The sequence below is a fragment of the Streptomyces spinosus genome (assembly GCF_020400655.1).
Lineage (GTDB): Bacteria > Actinomycetota > Actinomycetes > Streptomycetales > Streptomycetaceae > Streptomyces > Streptomyces argyrophylli.
In genome coordinates this window covers 1-15,805 of record NZ_JAINRC010000039.1, presented here as the reverse complement: position 1 = coordinate 15,805, position 15,805 = coordinate 1, and the positions used below count along the sequence as shown (strand labels likewise).

The 15,805-nt window shown below is 68.2% G+C and carries 13 protein-coding genes and 3 pseudogenes; 10 read left to right on the top strand and 6 right to left on the bottom strand.

Features of this window, described 5'->3' with window-relative positions; all coding sequences use genetic code 11:
* Positions 1 to 21: 21 nt before the first annotated feature.
* Positions 22 to 1,164 carry a glycosyltransferase gene (locus LG395_RS40220; RefSeq protein WP_225814440.1) on the top strand — a complete coding sequence of 381 codons (1,143 nt, stop codon included), beginning with the start codon at positions 22 to 24 and terminating at the stop codon, positions 1,162 to 1,164.
* Between the two features lie 56 nt (positions 1,165 to 1,220).
* Positions 1,221 to 1,310, top strand: a pseudogene (locus LG395_RS41945) (transposase); the annotation flags it as partial.
* A 319-nt stretch (positions 1,311 to 1,629) separates the two neighbouring features.
* On the opposite strand, the gene LG395_RS40215 reads toward LG395_RS41945, so the two are convergent.
* From LG395_RS40215 to LG395_RS40205, 3 genes are all read right to left on the bottom strand, one after another.
* Positions 1,630 to 2,529, bottom strand: coding sequence for a bifunctional helix-turn-helix transcriptional regulator/GNAT family N-acetyltransferase (locus LG395_RS40215; protein WP_225814439.1), 900 nt, complete (start codon positions 2,527 to 2,529; stop codon positions 1,630 to 1,632).
* A 1,049-nt stretch (positions 2,530 to 3,578) separates the two neighbouring features.
* Entirely contained in the window at positions 3,579 to 3,875 is a 297-nt protein-coding gene (locus tag LG395_RS40210; protein ID WP_225814437.1) for a DUF7489 domain-containing protein, read from the bottom strand.
* A 1,558-nt stretch (positions 3,876 to 5,433) separates the two neighbouring features.
* Positions 5,434 to 5,811 carry a hypothetical protein gene (locus tag LG395_RS40205; protein ID WP_225814435.1) on the bottom strand — a complete coding sequence of 126 codons (378 nt, stop codon included), beginning with the start codon at positions 5,809 to 5,811 and terminating at the stop codon, positions 5,434 to 5,436.
* 145 nt (positions 5,812 to 5,956) lie between these two features.
* On the opposite strand from LG395_RS40205, the gene LG395_RS40200 reads away from it, so the two are divergent.
* The 3 genes and pseudogenes from LG395_RS40200 to LG395_RS41940 form a co-directional block, all read left to right on the top strand.
* Positions 5,957 to 6,949 carry a GNAT family N-acetyltransferase gene (locus tag LG395_RS40200; protein ID WP_225814433.1) on the top strand — a complete coding sequence of 331 codons (993 nt, stop codon included), beginning with the start codon at positions 5,957 to 5,959 and terminating at the stop codon, positions 6,947 to 6,949.
* A gap of 203 nt (positions 6,950 to 7,152) precedes the next feature.
* Complete coding sequence (gene galE, locus LG395_RS40195; RefSeq protein ID WP_225814431.1) at positions 7,153 to 8,148, top strand: UDP-glucose 4-epimerase GalE; 996 nt, start codon at positions 7,153 to 7,155, stop codon at positions 8,146 to 8,148.
* 930 nt (positions 8,149 to 9,078) lie between these two features.
* Positions 9,079 to 9,215, top strand: a pseudogene (locus tag LG395_RS41940) (IS30 family transposase); the annotation flags it as partial.
* 997 nt (positions 9,216 to 10,212) lie between these two features.
* Here LG395_RS41940 and LG395_RS40185 read toward each other — a convergent pair.
* Entirely contained in the window at positions 10,213 to 10,854 is a 642-nt protein-coding gene (locus LG395_RS40185; RefSeq protein WP_225814429.1) for a nucleotidyltransferase domain-containing protein, read from the bottom strand.
* Between the two features lie 273 nt (positions 10,855 to 11,127).
* On the opposite strand from LG395_RS40185, the gene LG395_RS40180 reads away from it, so the two are divergent.
* The 4 genes from LG395_RS40180 (at position 11,128) to LG395_RS40165 (ending at position 13,106) form a co-directional block, all read left to right on the top strand.
* Entirely contained in the window at positions 11,128 to 11,418 is a 291-nt protein-coding gene (locus tag LG395_RS40180; protein ID WP_225814428.1) for a DNA ligase-like domain-containing protein, read from the top strand.
* Between the two features lie 531 nt (positions 11,419 to 11,949).
* Positions 11,950 to 12,276, top strand: a complete 327-nt coding sequence (locus LG395_RS40175) for a hypothetical protein (RefSeq protein WP_225814427.1) — start codon at positions 11,950 to 11,952, stop codon at positions 12,274 to 12,276.
* 173 nt (positions 12,277 to 12,449) lie between these two features.
* Positions 12,450 to 12,767, top strand: coding sequence for a DUF6023 family protein (locus LG395_RS40170; RefSeq protein ID WP_225814426.1), 318 nt, complete (start codon positions 12,450 to 12,452; stop codon positions 12,765 to 12,767).
* A 15-nt stretch (positions 12,768 to 12,782) separates the two neighbouring features.
* Complete coding sequence (locus LG395_RS40165) at positions 12,783 to 13,106, top strand: hypothetical protein (RefSeq protein ID WP_225814425.1); 324 nt, start codon at positions 12,783 to 12,785, stop codon at positions 13,104 to 13,106.
* Between the two features lie 102 nt (positions 13,107 to 13,208).
* Here the strand turns inward: LG395_RS40165 and LG395_RS40160 are convergent, their stop codons facing one another.
* Complete coding sequence (locus LG395_RS40160; protein WP_225814424.1) at positions 13,209 to 13,430, bottom strand: hypothetical protein; 222 nt, start codon at positions 13,428 to 13,430, stop codon at positions 13,209 to 13,211.
* A gap of 984 nt (positions 13,431 to 14,414) precedes the next feature.
* Here LG395_RS40160 and LG395_RS40155 point away from each other — a divergent pair.
* Positions 14,415 to 14,858 (top strand): hypothetical protein, encoded by a 444-nt coding sequence (locus tag LG395_RS40155; protein WP_225814423.1) that lies wholly within the window; start codon positions 14,415 to 14,417, stop codon positions 14,856 to 14,858.
* A gap of 251 nt (positions 14,859 to 15,109) precedes the next feature.
* Here LG395_RS40155 and LG395_RS40150 read toward each other — a convergent pair.
* Positions 15,110 to 15,535, bottom strand: a pseudogene (locus tag LG395_RS40150) (NF041680 family putative transposase); the annotation flags it as partial.
* Positions 15,536 to 15,805: the final 270 nt, after the last annotated feature.

The window sequence follows — 15,805 nt, the reverse complement described above, 5'->3', positions numbered from 1 at the left end:
TAGGAAACACGGGGCAATCCCATGCGCGTTCTGATGTTCGGCAATGCACTGACCGGTCACATGCTGCCGCTGTTGCCCCTCGCGCGGGCGTTCCGGCAGCAGGGCCACACCGTATCTTTCGTCAGTGCTGCCGGGATGGCCGGCCTGATCGAGCGGGAAGGTTTCACCCTCTTCCCCGCGGGCCCCGGTATGGACGAGGTGATGGCCAAGGTGATCCGGCGCGTCGGGCCCGACCTCATGAAGGGGAACCCCGCCGTGTTCGCCGCCGAGCTTTTCGCCGCTGAGCGAGTCGACCTCAGCGCCGAAGAGGCCTTGGCTGCTGCTACCGCCTGGAGTCCCGACCTGGTGGTGGCCGAGCATTGCGACTTCGTGGGACCGCTCGTCGCGGCCGTTCTGAAGGTCCCGTCCGTCGTCGTGGCCGTCGACCCCGCGCTGGAACCGGACATGCTGGACGCGATGGCCGAGGCGGCGCGCTCCCGGTACCTGGAGCGTGGCCTGGAAGCCCCGGTCCACGCGTTTTCCGGCGACCTGCTGGTCGACCTGTGTCCGCCCAGCCTGCAGCGGGGAGGCGCGCTGCCGCCGCTCGAGACCGTCGCCCTGCGGCCGGAGCCTCACCGACGGGCCGACGGCACGCAGCCCGCCCCCCGTGTGCCCGGCACCGGGCGCCCCCGGGTCCTGGTGAGCTTCAGCACCGCTTCGAAGGAGTCGGCTCTCGGACCGGTGCTGCGTTCGCTGAGCGAGCTGGACGTCGATCTGGTGGCCACCACGGGCGGCGCCCCGACCGACGGTCTCGACGTGCCGCCCGGCCGTGTCGAACTAGTCGCGTTCGTCCCCGCGGCCGAACTGTTCGACGGCGTGGCGGTTGTGGTCCACCACGGCGGCTCCGGCACCACCTTCGGGACCGGGTCCCGCGGGCTGCCGGCCGTCGTCGTTCCGGGTACTGCCGGCCAGCAGCGCCAGGCGTTCCGCGTGCAGAAGACGGGAGCCGGACTGGCGCTGCCGATAGGCGAGCAGGCGCCGGAAGCGGTCACCGCCGCAGTCGCCCGGGTGCTGTCCGAGCCCGCGTTCGCCCAGGCGGCACGGGGTCTCCGTGACGAGATTGCTGCCATGCCCTCCGCCTCGCAGGTGGCCGCGGACCTGACCAACTGGGTCGCAGCCTGGTAGTGGTAGGCCAGCGCGGTCCGCGGTTACTACGGATGGTGTGGCCGTGCCCGGAAGAGGCGGCCCGTGGAGCCTGGCTCGTCTTCGAGGACGAAGCCGGCTTCGCCATGACGCCGCCGCCGGCGAAGACCCGGTCTATCCGTTCGCGTGCTCGGTCGGCCTCGGACAGGCCCTTGAATCGGGGCACATTGCCGATGCGGAGGCATGAGAGAAGGGCCTCTTGGTAGCTCGCGGATGTCGAGTCCAGCGAGGAGCACGAGGCCCTGTTGTCGAAGTGTCGCGTGATCACGGGTCACCGGGTCCGGTCCGGCCACTCCTGGATGTGGCTGTCTCGCTCACAAGTTCGGGACCGCGGCCGACGGGCAGGAGCGCTGGCCCCGGTACGGCTCGGAGATGAGCGAACCGATCCGAGCGTGGACCGGTTACCCGGCCAGGGCCGCCTGACGAGCCGCCGGTCCACCTGGGCCCTCATGCGAACGGTGGTGTGCTGATCCGCTTCTCGAACCAGTGGTGGGCGTACGGCTCGTCGTTGAAGGCAGCGACCTCCTGGAAGCCGCTGGAGTGGTAGAGACCAATCGCCGCGGTGAGCGCCTCGTTGGTGTCCAGGCGGAGTACCTCCCAGCCTCGCTGGGCGGCTTGAGCCTCCAGCTCGGTCAGGAACCGGCGGCCGAGACCGAGGCCCCGGGTGCGGGGCGCGACCCACATGCGTTTTATCTCGGCCGGGGCGCCGGGGGGCAGCTTCAGGCCGGCACAGCCGACGGGCTCTCCGTGCAGCCGGGCAACCAGGAACAGGCCGCGCGGGGGCCGGAGTTCGCCCGCGTCGGGCAGCAGGCTCCGCGCGGGATCGAAGCCGGTCTCAAAGCGTGTCTGAATCTCGGCGAAGTAGGACCGCAGGCAGTGCTGGGCGTCGGGGTGGTCTGGGTCAACCGCGTCCAGCGTGACCGTCGCAGCGGTCAGCAACCGTTCGACCTCTGCCATGGCGGCGGTCAGCCGGGCGCGCTGGGCCGTGTTGAGCGGCTCCAGGAGAGAGCTGGCCAGCTCGTCGCTGCGGCCATCGAGCACCGCGCGCTCAGCGCGGCCCGCATCGGTGAGCCGGATGGTGCGCACCCGCCTGTCCCGGGGGTGCGGCTCCACCGTCACCAGGCCGTCGGCTTCAAGGGAGCGCAGCAGTCGGCTGACGTACCCGGAGTCGAGCGCGAGGTGTTCGCGCAGTTGCCGCACGTCCTGGCCGTCCTCACCGATCTCCCAGAGCAGCCGGGCTTCACCGATGGGCCGGTCGCGGCCTAGGTACTGGTCGTGGAGTACGCCCACACGTTCGGTAACGGTGCGGTTGAACTGCCGCACCTGGTCGATCTGCACTCTGTCCATTCTCTGACTTTAGTCAGAGAATCATGTGCGGGGTCAGAGGCTTCGTCTTCACCGAGACGTTGACCGGCCTGGGAACGCCGGGGACCTGTCGGTGTGCTGCGGCACCTGCCATGCCGACGACGTCGCCCGCGAGGAAGCAGCCCCCGAAGTCGCCCGGCTCCAGGCCGCCACGCCACCGGAGCCGGAGCACCACCACGGCCAGGAGCCGGGCAAATTCCGCGGGCTGTTCCGTCGCCTCGGCTGAGCACACACGTCGGACGCCGCCCCTCCCGTCGGACACGGGGAGAGACGGCGTCGACGAGAAGCCGCCCGGGCCGGGCAGCCTCCTTTGCCAGCGCGGCGAGGACGACAGCTTTTCCCCAGGCGATAGCCGGGGGAAGGCGGTCGACGTCGCGGGCTGGCCGGGGTGCCGCGGTGTGGGCGAGGCCGGGGGCACGGGCCGTGCACCGGTCGTCGTGCACCGGCCGTCGCAGACCGGCGGCCGTCGGGTCACCGCGCGCCGGCACGGCCGGGAGGAGATCCTGGGCCTGACGCGCCTGACCACGACCTGGTCGTCTTCCTGGAAGTGGGTGGAGTACCCGACCCGGATGGAGCTCGATGACCCGCGTTGGGTGGAGTGGCGCGGAGGCCGGCCCCATCAGCGGAGTATCGCGTGACGGCAGCTCCGCAGCGCCGTCGGGGGTGAAGGCGCTGGCCGGGCGGGCAGGGCCCTCGAGCCCGCTTGCCGTGGGGCGGATCATGCACGCTTCGCCCAGCACAACGACCTCGGCGGCGGCAGGACACGCTGAACAGGCCGCGCCCGGCGTGAGCGAGTGCGGTGGCTGGCTGCACCCGTGGCATGGCCGCCGCTTCTCCGGTGGGTGGGGTCACGTCGATCTCGACGTCACGCCAGTCGAGCCCCAGCTCGTGGTCGAGTTCCTCGCAGACACCTCCGTCGACGACGGGCGGTGGTGACATCCGGTCGGGTACGTCCGTCTGCGCGGTGACTGGAGAACCCGTCACAACTTGGTGTACCGGACGTTCAGACAGTCACGTAGCCGTAGACGGAGTTACACCGATCGCACCGGCCAGCGCGCACCCGGCGCCTTGACCACCCGGTCGCCGACGCCGAGCGACTGGTACGTCCGGCTGTTCACCTCGATGGTGAGCTTCCGCCCCTCTTCGGTGCGGATCCGCATGATGCAGTGGACCGTGGGGCCGTAGGTACCAGTCGAACTGCTCACCCACCGGCCGGTGACCTCGCCGGTATAGGCGTCGTTGACCTCGCCCAACCGCTGCGAGGCGATCATCGCCAGGACCATGGCGAGCGGGCCGATGGATAGGAGCAGGAGAATGGTGTTCGACATGTGCGACCCCCGCATCGATGACGGCACAGGCCATGCACGGCAGCGTACCGGTCTGGCGGGCGCCGGCCCAGAAGGCATACGCAGAGGGCCTGTTCGACCCCGGTGCGGGTCAGGGCTGACGCATAGTCCGGGTGGCGCCGCGGCGAACTCCGGGACGCTGACCGCTGGATGCGCCGGGCCATCGACCTGGACTCCGACATGCCTCCCCGCCGCGCCACCCGGCCGCAGCCACCGCGCGCCAAGGCGCAGCACCTGCGGGAGGCGGCGGATCAGCTCATTGAAGTAGGGGAGGCCATGGACCAGCTCCTCGAAGTCGAGGAAGTAGGGGCCGGCCGTCACGAGACGGCCGGCCAGCTTCTCCTACCGGACCTCCACCCCCTTCTGCACGGCGGCCACGACCTTCTCCGCGGTGCTGCGCTGGCCCTTAACCGTCCGGTAGAGCTCCACTCGCGCCCCGTGGCCCTGCCGGATCGTGCAGGGGTCCTCCGCCTTCCGGCCGCAGGAGGGGCATTACACGGGCAGGAGGTGCTTTCATCGTGGGCATGGGCAGCGGCTTCGGACCCGCCTTCGGCTTCTTGCGCCGCGGTGCGGGGACATCCCGCACTGCCTTCTGCGGCGCCTGCACTTCCACGGTTCCGTCGGGGCGGGTGATGGTCACCGGGCCTGCCGGCGGCTGGCTGTACGACCTCAGATTAGGGGTGGCGCTGTAGTGCTGCCCGGTTCGGCCGCCACTGCCGTGACGACGCGCCCGACGTGACACCGGTTGCCTCCTTGAAGCTGATCCACCGCGTTGGTAGGCGAAGGTAGCGATATGGGCGCATTCCGCTCGACCTCTGGCCAGTGCCTCTCTGTCGGTAACTCCGCCGACAGCTCACAGACGCTTCGGCGGACGCTCCCGACCACACCGGTGTGCGGGGCGGCGCGGACGAGGTCCACCAGGGTCCGTGCCGCCCGTCCCTGCTCCGCAGTGCGCCGCACAACTCGAACAACGCGTCGCCCCTCACAGCCATCCCCGGCGTCCAACTCCGTCCGGCACCGTGACACTGCCACGAACGCACCCGTCACAACTCCCTGAAGCCCTACCAGCCGGCACTCGCCGCGTTCTACCCCGCCGACGCGAGTGCCGTGCGCCACCCCGGCGCCTTCCCCGCCCGGCCGAGGCCATCCACGCCCGCGCTCACCCTCAGCCATGCCCTGCCCGCCCCCGTCAACCCCCATGTCCGTGACGCCGCGGAGTTCGCCGGCCGGGCGTGGTCCGCTCTGCGCCCCGCGCCCGGCCGCAGTGCCACCGCCGCGCTGTGCCGGCCCGCGCCCTGTCCGTCCGGGCTGGGCCTGGGCTCGGTCCCTCGCGCCGAGTTGCGGCTCGTCGTGTACCCCGTGCGCGGTCCCGGTCCGGCCCTTTGGGAGAAGGGTGGGGCGTAGGGCAGGTGGCCTGCGGCTTCGCTGGCTGGGCGAGCGGAGACGCATGCCCTCACCAGCCACCCTTGCACCGCTGCTGACCTCTGCATCCGGCACGGCTGTGATACGGCGGCCTCTTCGTCCCCAATCTGCTGAGACCTCAGTCCGGCAGGCAGGAGCGGAATCGGTGGAGCAGTTCAAGTCCGGCAGGGCTCCCTGCGTCAAAGGTCTGGCCTTGCTGTTCGACAGGAAGCCCCGGTCCCCAGATACGGGCACCGTGACAGCGGAAGCAGAAGGCGATCTCGAAGAGCTGATTGGTGGAACTGTGCGCCCGGATTCCCCAGCCTGGGAGGAAGCAGCGGTACGGCTCACTTCCTGGTAGGTCGGCGATCAGGGACAGGGCTTGCTGGGCTAGGTCTCCCTCCCAGATCGCGACAGCGTCGCCGGCCAGGCCGTCCGAACTGAGGTGCCTCACGGGGTCGGTGATGCGGACGACCTCGATGAGCTCGGTCTTCCCATGGGATAGCGGCAGCAACATGCTCCCAGAATCTCCGATCGTGGCTTCTCTGACAGTGCACATGATCCGGTTGAATCCCCAAGATCCCGGACAGCGCCGACCTCGCCGAGGCCCCTGGATATGCCGTGCGTCGCCCCTGACGTGCCGGTTTAGCTATATTGCGGATATGAGCACCGAGGCTACGCCGGGGTTCACCTGGCGTCCGATCGATCGATCGGACCTGTCTGCATGGCTGCGCCTGCGTCAGGCAATCGAGGCGGTGGATAAGGACGGAAGGCCCCCATCCGAGGCGGAGCTCGCCCAGCGCTTCACGGACTCCTACGTCGACATGGCGCGCGGCAGCATGGCCGCATGGGATGGCGACCGTATGGTCGGTCATCACTGGATGAAAGCGCGGACTTCGGCGGAGCCCTTCCACGACTTCTGGCAACTGGGCGGCGTGGACCCGGAGTACCGAGGCCTCGGTATCGGCACTCAACTGCTCGAGTGGGCAGAGCAGGCGGCGTCGCTTCTGCACAAGGAGCGATTCCTCGGCGCGCCGCTGGCGCTGCTGGACAGCTGCGCGATGGACAACGCAACGGCCGTCGATTTGTTCCGGTCACGCGGCTACGAGCAGGTTCGCTGGACGCATCACATGGTCGTGCCCGACCTGCGCGCCGCGCTCGCCGTGATGCCGGCGTCTCCGGCCCCGGCGGGCGTGTCGTTTCACGCGCTCAGCCCGGATCGCTCGGAGGACGCACGTGCCGTGCGCAACGACTCCTTCCGGGATCACTTCGGCAGCACGCACGCCACGCGGGAGACCTGGGCACAGTTCACCGGGGGCCCGGCCTTCCGCGCAGCCAACAGCTTCATCGCCTGCGAGCGCGGCGAGCCGCTGGCGATCGTGATGTGCGAAGAGTTCGAGGCGCACCAGAAGATCACCGGACAGCGAGACCTGTACATCTCCGTCGTCGGCACCGCCCGCGCGGGCCGTCGTCGGGGTATCGCCTCCGCGCTGCTCGCGCACACGCTCCACGTCGCGGTCGAGGACGGCTACGACACCACATCCCTCGAAGTCGACGCGGACTCCCCAACAGGCGCACTCGGCCTCTACAAACGCCTCGGCTATCAACCGGACAAGACTTACGCGCTCCAGCGTAAATTCGTGCAGGTGATCTAACGAGCTTGGGCACAGCAGGCAGGCAGACGTCGAGCTCCTGATCGTCGTCCGTGGTTGGTGTGGTGTGGTGGGTGAGCCGTTCCCGTTCCGTACCGGCAGTCTGGTCCGGGCGGGGCTGAGGTCGTTGACGAGGACCGATCAGCTGTTTCCGTTAGCCTTGCGTTGATCACCAACCGGCGTGAAACGAGCCAGGGAGAGACATCGTGGTGAAGGTCCTTATCGCTGGGGGAGCCGGTTACATCGGCAGCACGGTCGCCTCGGCCTGCCTGGACAGCGGCGTCACTCCCGTGATCCTCGACAACCTCGTCCGGGGCCGCCGTGAGTTAACCGAGGGCCGCACCTTCTACGAGGGTGATATCGCGGACGGGGCACTGGTCGACCGCGTCTTTTCGGAGCACCCGGAGATTTCCGCGGTGGTGCACTGCGCGGCGCTGATCGTGGTGCCGGAGTCGGTGGCGGACCCGATCGGTTACTACGAGGCGAACGTGGCCAAGAGCCTGGCCTTCGTCAGTCACCTGCATCGCAACGGCTTGGACCGCCTCATCTTCAGCAGCTCAGCTTCCATCTATCAAGCCATGGACGGCTCGCCCGTCGACGAGGACTCGCCGCTGGCGCCGCAGAGCCCCTACGCGCGGACCAAGGCCGTGTGCGAGGAGATGTTCGCCGACATCGCCGTCGCGGGGCCGCGGGTGTTGTCTCTGCGCTATTTCAACCCGGTCGGGGCCGACCCTCAGCTGCGTACCGGGCTCCAGCTCAAAAGGCCCAGCCACGCCCTGGGCGTGCTCATCCAGGCACACGAGGAAGGCCGTCCGTTCCCGGTCACGGGGACGGACTACCCCACACGCGATGGCTCGGGTATCCGGGATTACGTGCACGTCTGGGACCTCGCTGCGGCTCACATCGCCGCGATCGAGCGTTTCGACTCCATCCTCCACGGGGAGCAGCGCTCGATCGCGATCAACCTGGGCACCGGTTCGGGCACGACAGTCCGAGAGTTGTGCGCCGCGTTCAACAACGTCGTCAGCACGCCCGTGGCAACCGTCGACGCCGATCGGCGGCCCGGTGACGTCGCCGGCGCCTACACCAAGAGCGACCGGGCTGCCGAGTTGCTTGGATGGAGCCCGAAGCTGACCCTGGAAGACGGCATCCGCTCCGCCCTGGACTGGATGCCCGTGCGCGAGGCAATGTTGAAGGACTGACAGGAGATCCTCTTCGTACCCGCCGAGGGCCGTTGCCGACTTTCTTCGCGTGGACGAGACGGTCGGCAGACCCACTCCACTGAGTACGTTCTGCCGCTGACCGGGGAACGGCGGGCGGCACTTCGGGCGTACCCACAGGCCTGCGGCCGTACGGCGGCCGCCTACGCAGTCGTCGGCGCGAACCAGGAGGCGGCTGCCGCCCTCGCCGGCACCGGTTTCACCCCGCACCGCCTGTACCGGTTAATGCGTATCCTCGCGGTGCGTGACGCGGCCGACGCCGCCGTCCTGACCGGCCGCTCACCCGCAAAGTGGGCCGACGCGGGATTGAACCTCCACCCGCTGGGGTCCGACCTGGCCGGGCAGCTGTTCACCGCGACCGCCGACCCGGCCCGGTGCTGTACGGCCGCCGAGGCATTCCACCTCGCTGATGCCGGAATCGGTGCCGCGTGCGCCTATGAGCTGCGCGCCGACGGCGACCGCGTCCGCACCGTGCAGGAGGTGATCGCCCAGGACGCGGTTGCCGTAACGGAGGCGGGCCGCACGGCACTCGAGTTGCCGGCCGCTGTCACCGAAACGCTCCACGACGACCTTGCCGAAGCGCTGCCGAGGGCACGCACCCACAGCATTGAACCTGTGGACGAGTGGAAGGACGGCCACCGCAGTGCGTTCGGTCCGCGCGGCAGCGGGGTCTGCATACGCCTGGCCCGGCACGGCTTCCACCTGTCGGATGGCGCGACGTACTCGCTGTGGGAGGTCGGCGACGGCTGGTGGGACTACGGTGCGGACGCCGACGCCGGTGAGACAACCACCGCCTACCTGTTCGCCTCCCGGGCCGGACTGCCAGGCGTGAGACCCGGGAAGCGCACCGCCTGCCCGCACCGTCGGCCCCGACCCAGGACCTGGAACTACCGCGCCCCAGTTAGGGCGTACGGCACTGAGCTGGTCCGCGACGCCCTGGGCGCGTCCTGAGCCTGCCTGCTCACCTGAGGCGGTCACTGACCTGGGGCCAGGGCAGTGAGATGGGCCGCCACCGCGAGTCCACCGTCGCTGCGGACACCCCGGGCTACTGCTCCTGACAGCGTGGGTCGGAAGCCGACCTCTCAACATCGTTGACCGCGGGCCGGTGGCTCTACTCGGCCGTGCGCGCCTTGCCAGATGGCCGTTTCGTCTGCTGGAAGATGTCTCCTCCGAACCCGTCCCAACCGACGCTCATGGTCTTCCACGACAGCGCGTAGACCCGCCCTATAGTCCGATCAGTGTTGCCGTCATCGCAAGCCATCACATGGCTCCCAGGATCAACAGGACGGCAATGAATCCCGCGTCCATCATGATCGCCACTTCTGCGGCCCCGGCGCCGCATTAGCTCAGCCTGCTGCACCCGCGTCGACACCGGCGGCTGTCGTGCCGCTGGCTTCCGCGAGCACACTCTTCATCTGCCCGACGGCAAGCGCACGGCTCACGTCTGGAAGACCTGGTACAAGAAGGCCAACGGCAAGTATCACGGTCACTATGGCTGGACCAGCGCCAGCAAGGGGGTGAGCGTATACGCGCACCTGGCCACAAGTGACAAGACGCGCTATCTCCCTACCAAAGGCAAGAGCTACCCTTACTCCAACGAGTCGAGTGTGGTGCTGTTCGCCTGCGACAATGCCTACCCGAACGGTACCGACTGCACGAACGACTGGTAGAGGAACGCGGGCGGGCCGACGCACCCCTGGACGTCAAAATCCGACGTCGGTGGTACTGGAGGCAAGAAGCTCCACGGGACGTGCCTGCGCGGACGGCTCGGGTGATCGTCATCGGCGTCTCGGCGACGCGTGCCCGGCACGTCCCCGCCCCGCATGGGCTGTCACAGCGGTCGTGTCACCGCACCCGTCACAGCGACGGTCACTGCCCGGCGGGGCAGTGACCGGCCCCGAGCATGCGGCGGCTGGAGGCCGGGCGCTCGGGCTTCGGCTCGGCGGCGGCCGGGACACGTCTTGACCGGCTTTCGCACGGCCGGGTGCGCGCAGACCGGCTTCCTCGGGGAGCCAGCAATTGTTGAGCGAGCGCACCAGTAGCCAGCTACAGATCGGCAATCCAGGGATGCCCCGGGTGTACGCGGTCGAGTAGCTCGGCCAGGGTCTCGCGCTGAGCCGAGGACATGTGTGGGACGGTCGCGTTGAAGTCTGATTGATCTTTGCGACGGGCGTGCTTGGCCTTGAACAGCAGGACCAGTTCGGGCGCCAGATACGGGATGCCGTCTCGGGTGTGGTGGATGATGTCGCTGTAGGGAAGCCGGATCCTCTCATCGCGTCGGCAGATCCAGGTGTCGCCGTCGTGCGGTTCGCGGAACGCGTCGAGCAGGTAGTTGCCGGTGGCCGGATCGCGGAGCCAAGTCTGATGTACGGCGGCCAGCACCTCTGGTGTGGCTTCCTCCCAGATCCGGCCACTGCCTACCGCGTCGAAGACGTATCCGGGGAAGCGGTCGCGGACCTCGGGAAAGCTCGCGGCCGGAATCGCGATCTCGAGGTCCCCGTGAGCGCGCGTTTGCCTGCCACGGAAGAGGTCCAGCGCCCAGCCCGCGGCCACGTACCAGGGCGTGCCGATCCCGGCCAGCTGCTGCGCAACTTCCCTCGGGGTCCAGCAAGACGACCACCTGAGGTGGAGGGCGTCGATCTCGCCGGGTGACAGTTCGATGCCGTCGCTGGGCAGTTGCTCGCTCACCGCAGGAATCTATCAGCGGTCTCCAAGGGAGCCCCAGGCCAAGATCGATGCAGCAGACCAGCGGCACCCGGAGCCGGACACGGTGCATGCTATAACCCGTCCGCGATACCGCCGAGATCACCGGCCAACACGCGAGTTTCCCTCTACGCAGGGCCGAGATTCTGCGAACCGGCGAGCTTCCGTGTTCGATGTTCTCGACACGGCCGACGGCCCGCTCCTGCAGGAGCCCTACCGGGCGCGGCGCGCGCTGCTGGAGGGGCTGTTCGCCGAGGGGTGCTGGCCGCGCCGTTCGTGCTGTGCCCGGCCACCACCGACCGGGTGACCGCCGAGGACGGGCTCGACCCGGCATGGGGCGCGGCCGGTATCGAGGGCGTCGTCGTGAAAGGCCTGGCCCAGAAGTACCAGCCGTGCCGTAGGGGCTGGATCAAGGTGCGTGCCCGGGCCAGCGCGGAAGCGGTGGTCGCCGCGGTGACGGGCCGGGTGGCCGCCCAGCGCTGCGCAGGTAAGGCCGCCTGCTCTGGATGTCCGCAGCCCGGCCCGGCTGCATCTACGACAACGCCGTGAACCCGATGGTGCCGTATGCGATACCTGGCGCCGCCGCGGTGGTGGGCCGGATGCTCCCGACTGGACCACCTGAACAGCCCGGCGATGTCTTTCGGCCGCGCTTGGCCGATCCCCGTTACATGACCCTCAAATACACCTCAGAACCCGCCGCTTGTGATTGTTGTGCGCATGCTTAGTGGGTAGCGTCCAGGCATTCGATCGCCAGCCGGGCGATTTCCACGAAGGACACCGTGTGAACCTCCATGCAAAGAAGCTTGCCGGTACGGAGTTGCTGCCGTTCTCCTGGCATCCTTAGCGTCTGCTCCTGCGCTCTCTGACGATGAGGCACCTGAAGGCGTCCCGACGATCTCTGCGGACGAGACAACAGAGATCAATGACAGGGCGGACTGGGAGGACGGGCCTGAGCAGTCGATCAGCGAGCCCACCTACTGCGACGGGCCGTACACCTGGTACAGCATCACGTCGAAGAAGCCCTACTTCGTGCCCTCGTGGTGGAACGGCACCTCCTACAAAGACGGACCTGGCGGCACTATGAGCGTTTCGGTCACCAAGGCCGGCACGATCAGCGCGGAGATTTCCGATTCCATCGAATGGAGCTCGAACGCCATCATCGCCAAAGCCAAGGCGCAGGTGAGTGTAAAAGTCGGGGGAAGCGTCAGCATCACGACCGGACATCAGTACACTCACAACGTCAAGTCCAACAAGTACGGTCATCTGCAGTACGGCTCATGGGGGTATAAGGTGACATGGGCCAAGTACCAGCGCATCGGCGCCTGCGGGTCGCAAGAACTCGGCAGCGGAAAGGCGACACTGCCGACGTCCGAGACCGGATGGAAGTACTGGGAAACGTCGTCGTGACCCCTCCGATCAGCTCACGCACCCTTTCGGCCTGCACCGCGATAGCCGCATCAGTCCTGCTGCTCACCTCCTGCAGCCAGGACTCCGACGGCCGCAGCGACGGCCGGGCCACTCCCTCTGAGCAGTCAGCCGCCCCCTCTCCAACGACGAGTCCGCCGTCGGAGAAGGTGTTGATGAAACGGGCGGCAGCCATCGTGGCCAGTATTTCCGGCGGTTCTCTCCTGGAGGGCGGATCGGAACGTGTCGTAGACGGTATTCACACGCGACCGGAGCTCGGCAAGGGAAAGACATACAGGCTTGTCGTGACGTGCGTCGGGCGAGGCAACGCACACCTGACCATCGCCCCCACCACATCGGGTTCCGACGCTCCGGTGCCCTGCGACCAGTCCGTGGTCCAGCAACGCATCAAGGGCGATGACGAGGTCCGGATCGATGTTTCCGGCGCCAAGGGCTCCACGGGTGTCCTCGCCTGGCAGATCAACATCCTTTAGAAGAGGTCGGCGCCCGTGAGAGCGGTGTTCCGTCTGACTCTCAGGCGGAACACCACCTTGCGCTCGCAGCGGACCGCCGACGCCGTGCTGATGGCTGTCGCCCTGTACAGGGCTGCGGGCTTCCCGATCGTTGCCGGGTCGGTCAGTGCAGAGGAACAGCAGGCCCGCCGCACGGTCGCCTACCGGATGTCCGCGTACGACAGCCTGCCTCGCCAGGTGCGCATGTCGGCGGCCGAGGCGCTGGAGGTCATAGACGACGGCCAGGAGGTTGAAGCCGCGCGGACCACACTGCAGGCGCTGACGATGGCGGTCTACGACTGTCGGCTCCGCTCACGGTGACCTAACGGCCGGTAGTCGCCGGGGGCGTATCGCCTCCAGGGCCGCAGACTTCGGTGGGTGCGGCGGCAGCCGGGCAGGAGCGCCCTGCCCGGCTGCTGATGGCTACTCCCACGGCTTCGGTAGCGCGTGCCACAGGGTTCTGAGCCGGTCGGGCGGGTTGGTGAGGAACTTGTCCACCAGCCAGGCTGTGATGGACCGGACGGCACCCTGAACAGCGCCGTGAGTTATCGCGGCGGGCAGGCCGGCACCGGCAACAGGCTGCTGCTGCGGGACGGGTGCGGGGCCGGGCGGCTGGACGGGCGCGGGAGCGTTGTCCCTGGTCATGATGCTGTTTCCTTGAGCAGAGGGATCGAGGACGGCGGATACCTGTGGTGGTGTCGTCCGCGTGGGGGTGGTGCGCGCCTCGCGGTCGGCGGTCCTGCTGCTCTCTGTCTGGGAGCATCCCCTGTGGGGTCTCGGCCCTGGCCCAGGGTGGCGTGTCCAGAGTAGTCGCGATCGGTTTGGGCGTTTCCTCGGTGGTCTGGCGGGTGGTCATCGGTACTACTTCCAAGTCGGGTTCGGTTTGGTGGGCGGGACAGTGACAGGTCTCGGGTGCTTGCGTCTCCTTCTGCCGGGAACGGCTTCTTCACCCCCTGGTGTGGAAAGCCGCAGCCCGGACAGCAGCGACCGGGAAGAAAGATCTGCAAGTTCCGAGCACAGGTGAAGGCCCGGACCACGTGGTCTGGGCCTTCACCTGTGCTCTAGGAGGTCGAATGCTCTGGTACTTGAGTTATGGGGGAAAACGGGCTGGATGTTTGGGTCAGCCGCGGGCTTCTATGCCTGGTTTCTGGCCGGCCGGTGGAGCGGTCCGGCTGGCTCGGTTGCGAGCCACGAGCGGGGCGTTCGTTCATTGCCTGTTTCTGAACCCCGTATCAGCAGGTCAAGATCCGCTGGCCAGAAATGAGCGCTTTGTGCAAGCGTTCGGGGAACGGGCATGGTGACCGTTCCCCGAACGGCAACTGCCGTGAATGGCGTGGCGCGAGCGAAAGAGTGCTACGAACGCCGTGGCCCTGACGGTCATCGGCGTCACCGGGAGTCCACCAGGTGGCCGCGACCTTGATCGATCTCAAGGTGATGACGGTGACCTTGGCCTACCGGCCGCCTGGCACCAGGCTACCGAGCCCGCGCCTTCCGAGGGTTCAGAAACAGGGCCCGTAAGTGACGAGATGTCACAACCATGTCATAAGTGGCGTCCTATACCTTTCGCCGGGAAGACCAGTGGGGATGCTGTGAGACGTCACGTTGGGACCGACGTACCAGGAGAGCAATATGAGCCGTGTCCTACGCCTCGCAGCAGTCGCCGCACTGGGACTAGGCGCGACGTTCCTTCCATCCGCCGCTCACGCCGCCACGGTGACGCCGAGCGCCGTGATCAACCACAGCTGCGGGCTGAACGTCAGCGCCCACCAGGGGTACCTCGACTCGCCCGTGACCAAGCGCTCGGTGCACATTGGCTCCGCGGTGGTGGAACTGCGGGTCGGCGTCATGCCATCGCAGGTACTCGAATGGGCGCGGATCCGGCAGGCGAAGGTGGGCGACACCGTCTGGCTGGACTGGTCGGACGACGGACGCCGCAACTGGCACGTGTGCGGACCGAACAAAGTCAGGACTGGGCACGACGCGCTCACCAGGGCCAACAACCCCGTGTCAGGACGGTCCATGCGCGCCTGCGGCCACCACGCCGGAGTGACCAAGTGCACCAAGTGGTACTGACGCACCCGCGACCGCTCAGCGGCGACTGCCGTGCCATCTGCGACACGTCTCCCGACCAGCACTTAGCCTCCTCTCTCAAGCCGTGGAGACACCGCGTCAGCCGCGCCACTGCCGGGAGGACCTCAGCCGTGAGAAGGGGCCCGCGGCCCGCGGTCAACGTGGAACGCTTGCGCAAAGTGCCTATTCCGAACCTTCGCGTCTTTGACCTGTGCTGACGGGGTTCAGAAACAGGTACTGAGCTTGTTCTTTATCTACCAAGATCTTCCGGGTTTGCCGATGGCCTTGAGGGTCTCGGGGCGTTTGACGGTTTTGCCGACGTCGTAGCGGGGTTTCTTGGTGCCGGGTGGCCGTCCGGGGCCGGCGCCGCGGGGTTTGGGAACGCGGGCCGGGCAGACGAGGTGAGCGCGGATGTTCCTGAACCCTCGACGGACCCGGGCCGGGGTGAGCCGGCCGGAGGTGGTGGGTTTCTCCCAGGGTCTGCGGAGGTCGGCTGCGAGGGGCCGGGCGAGCCGGAGCTGGGTGTGCGCGACGATCAGGAGCCAGGTCCAGCGGTCCGCAGCCTCGAGGGTGCGGAGTTTCGGGGTGGCCCAGCCGAGGGTCTGTTTCGCGAAGCGGAAGGTGTGCTCCAGATCGAAGCGGCGGAGAAATGCCTGCCAGAAACGGTCCACGTCGTCCGGGGTCGGGCGTGGACACCACAGGACTCGCCGCTCCCTCAATGCTTGCTTCGTTGTTGGGTCGTTGACCGGCCCGGTCGGCCGCCGCCCGGTTGCCCGCCCCCCGGCCCCCGCCGTCCGGCCGCTGTGCCCGTGTCTGCGCTCGCTGGCCGGGCCGTGTGCCGCTGTCCCGCCCGGGCCCGGGCGGGGCGTGCGGTGTTGTGCTGGGAGGCCGTGACGCGCACGGTCCGGGCCCCTCCACCGTCCGCCTCGCCCCCCTGGGCGCCGCCGTCC

What these genes read in the sequence shown, in the direction of transcription:
- LG395_RS40220 (WP_225814440.1), top strand. Translation starts at nt 22, where the DNA reads ATGCGCGTTCTGATGTTCGGCAATGCACTGACCGGTCACATGCTGCCG.
- LG395_RS40215 (WP_225814439.1), bottom strand. Translation starts at nt 2,529, where the DNA reads ATGGACAGAGTGCAGATCGACCAGGTGCGGCAGTTCAACCGCACCGTT.
- LG395_RS40210 (WP_225814437.1), bottom strand. Translation starts at nt 3,875, where the DNA reads ATGTCGAACACCATTCTCCTGCTCCTATCCATCGGCCCGCTCGCCATG.
- LG395_RS40205 (WP_225814435.1), bottom strand. Translation starts at nt 5,811, where the DNA reads ATGTTGCTGCCGCTATCCCATGGGAAGACCGAGCTCATCGAGGTCGTC.
- LG395_RS40200 (WP_225814433.1), top strand. Translation starts at nt 5,957, where the DNA reads ATGAGCACCGAGGCTACGCCGGGGTTCACCTGGCGTCCGATCGATCGA.
- LG395_RS40175 (WP_225814427.1), top strand. Translation starts at nt 11,950, where the DNA reads ATGAGCGTTTCGGTCACCAAGGCCGGCACGATCAGCGCGGAGATTTCC.
- LG395_RS40170 (WP_225814426.1), top strand. Translation starts at nt 12,450, where the DNA reads ATGAAACGGGCGGCAGCCATCGTGGCCAGTATTTCCGGCGGTTCTCTC.
- LG395_RS40160 (WP_225814424.1), bottom strand. Translation starts at nt 13,430, where the DNA reads ATGACCAGGGACAACGCTCCCGCGCCCGTCCAGCCGCCCGGCCCCGCA.
- LG395_RS40155 (WP_225814423.1), top strand. Translation starts at nt 14,415, where the DNA reads ATGAGCCGTGTCCTACGCCTCGCAGCAGTCGCCGCACTGGGACTAGGC.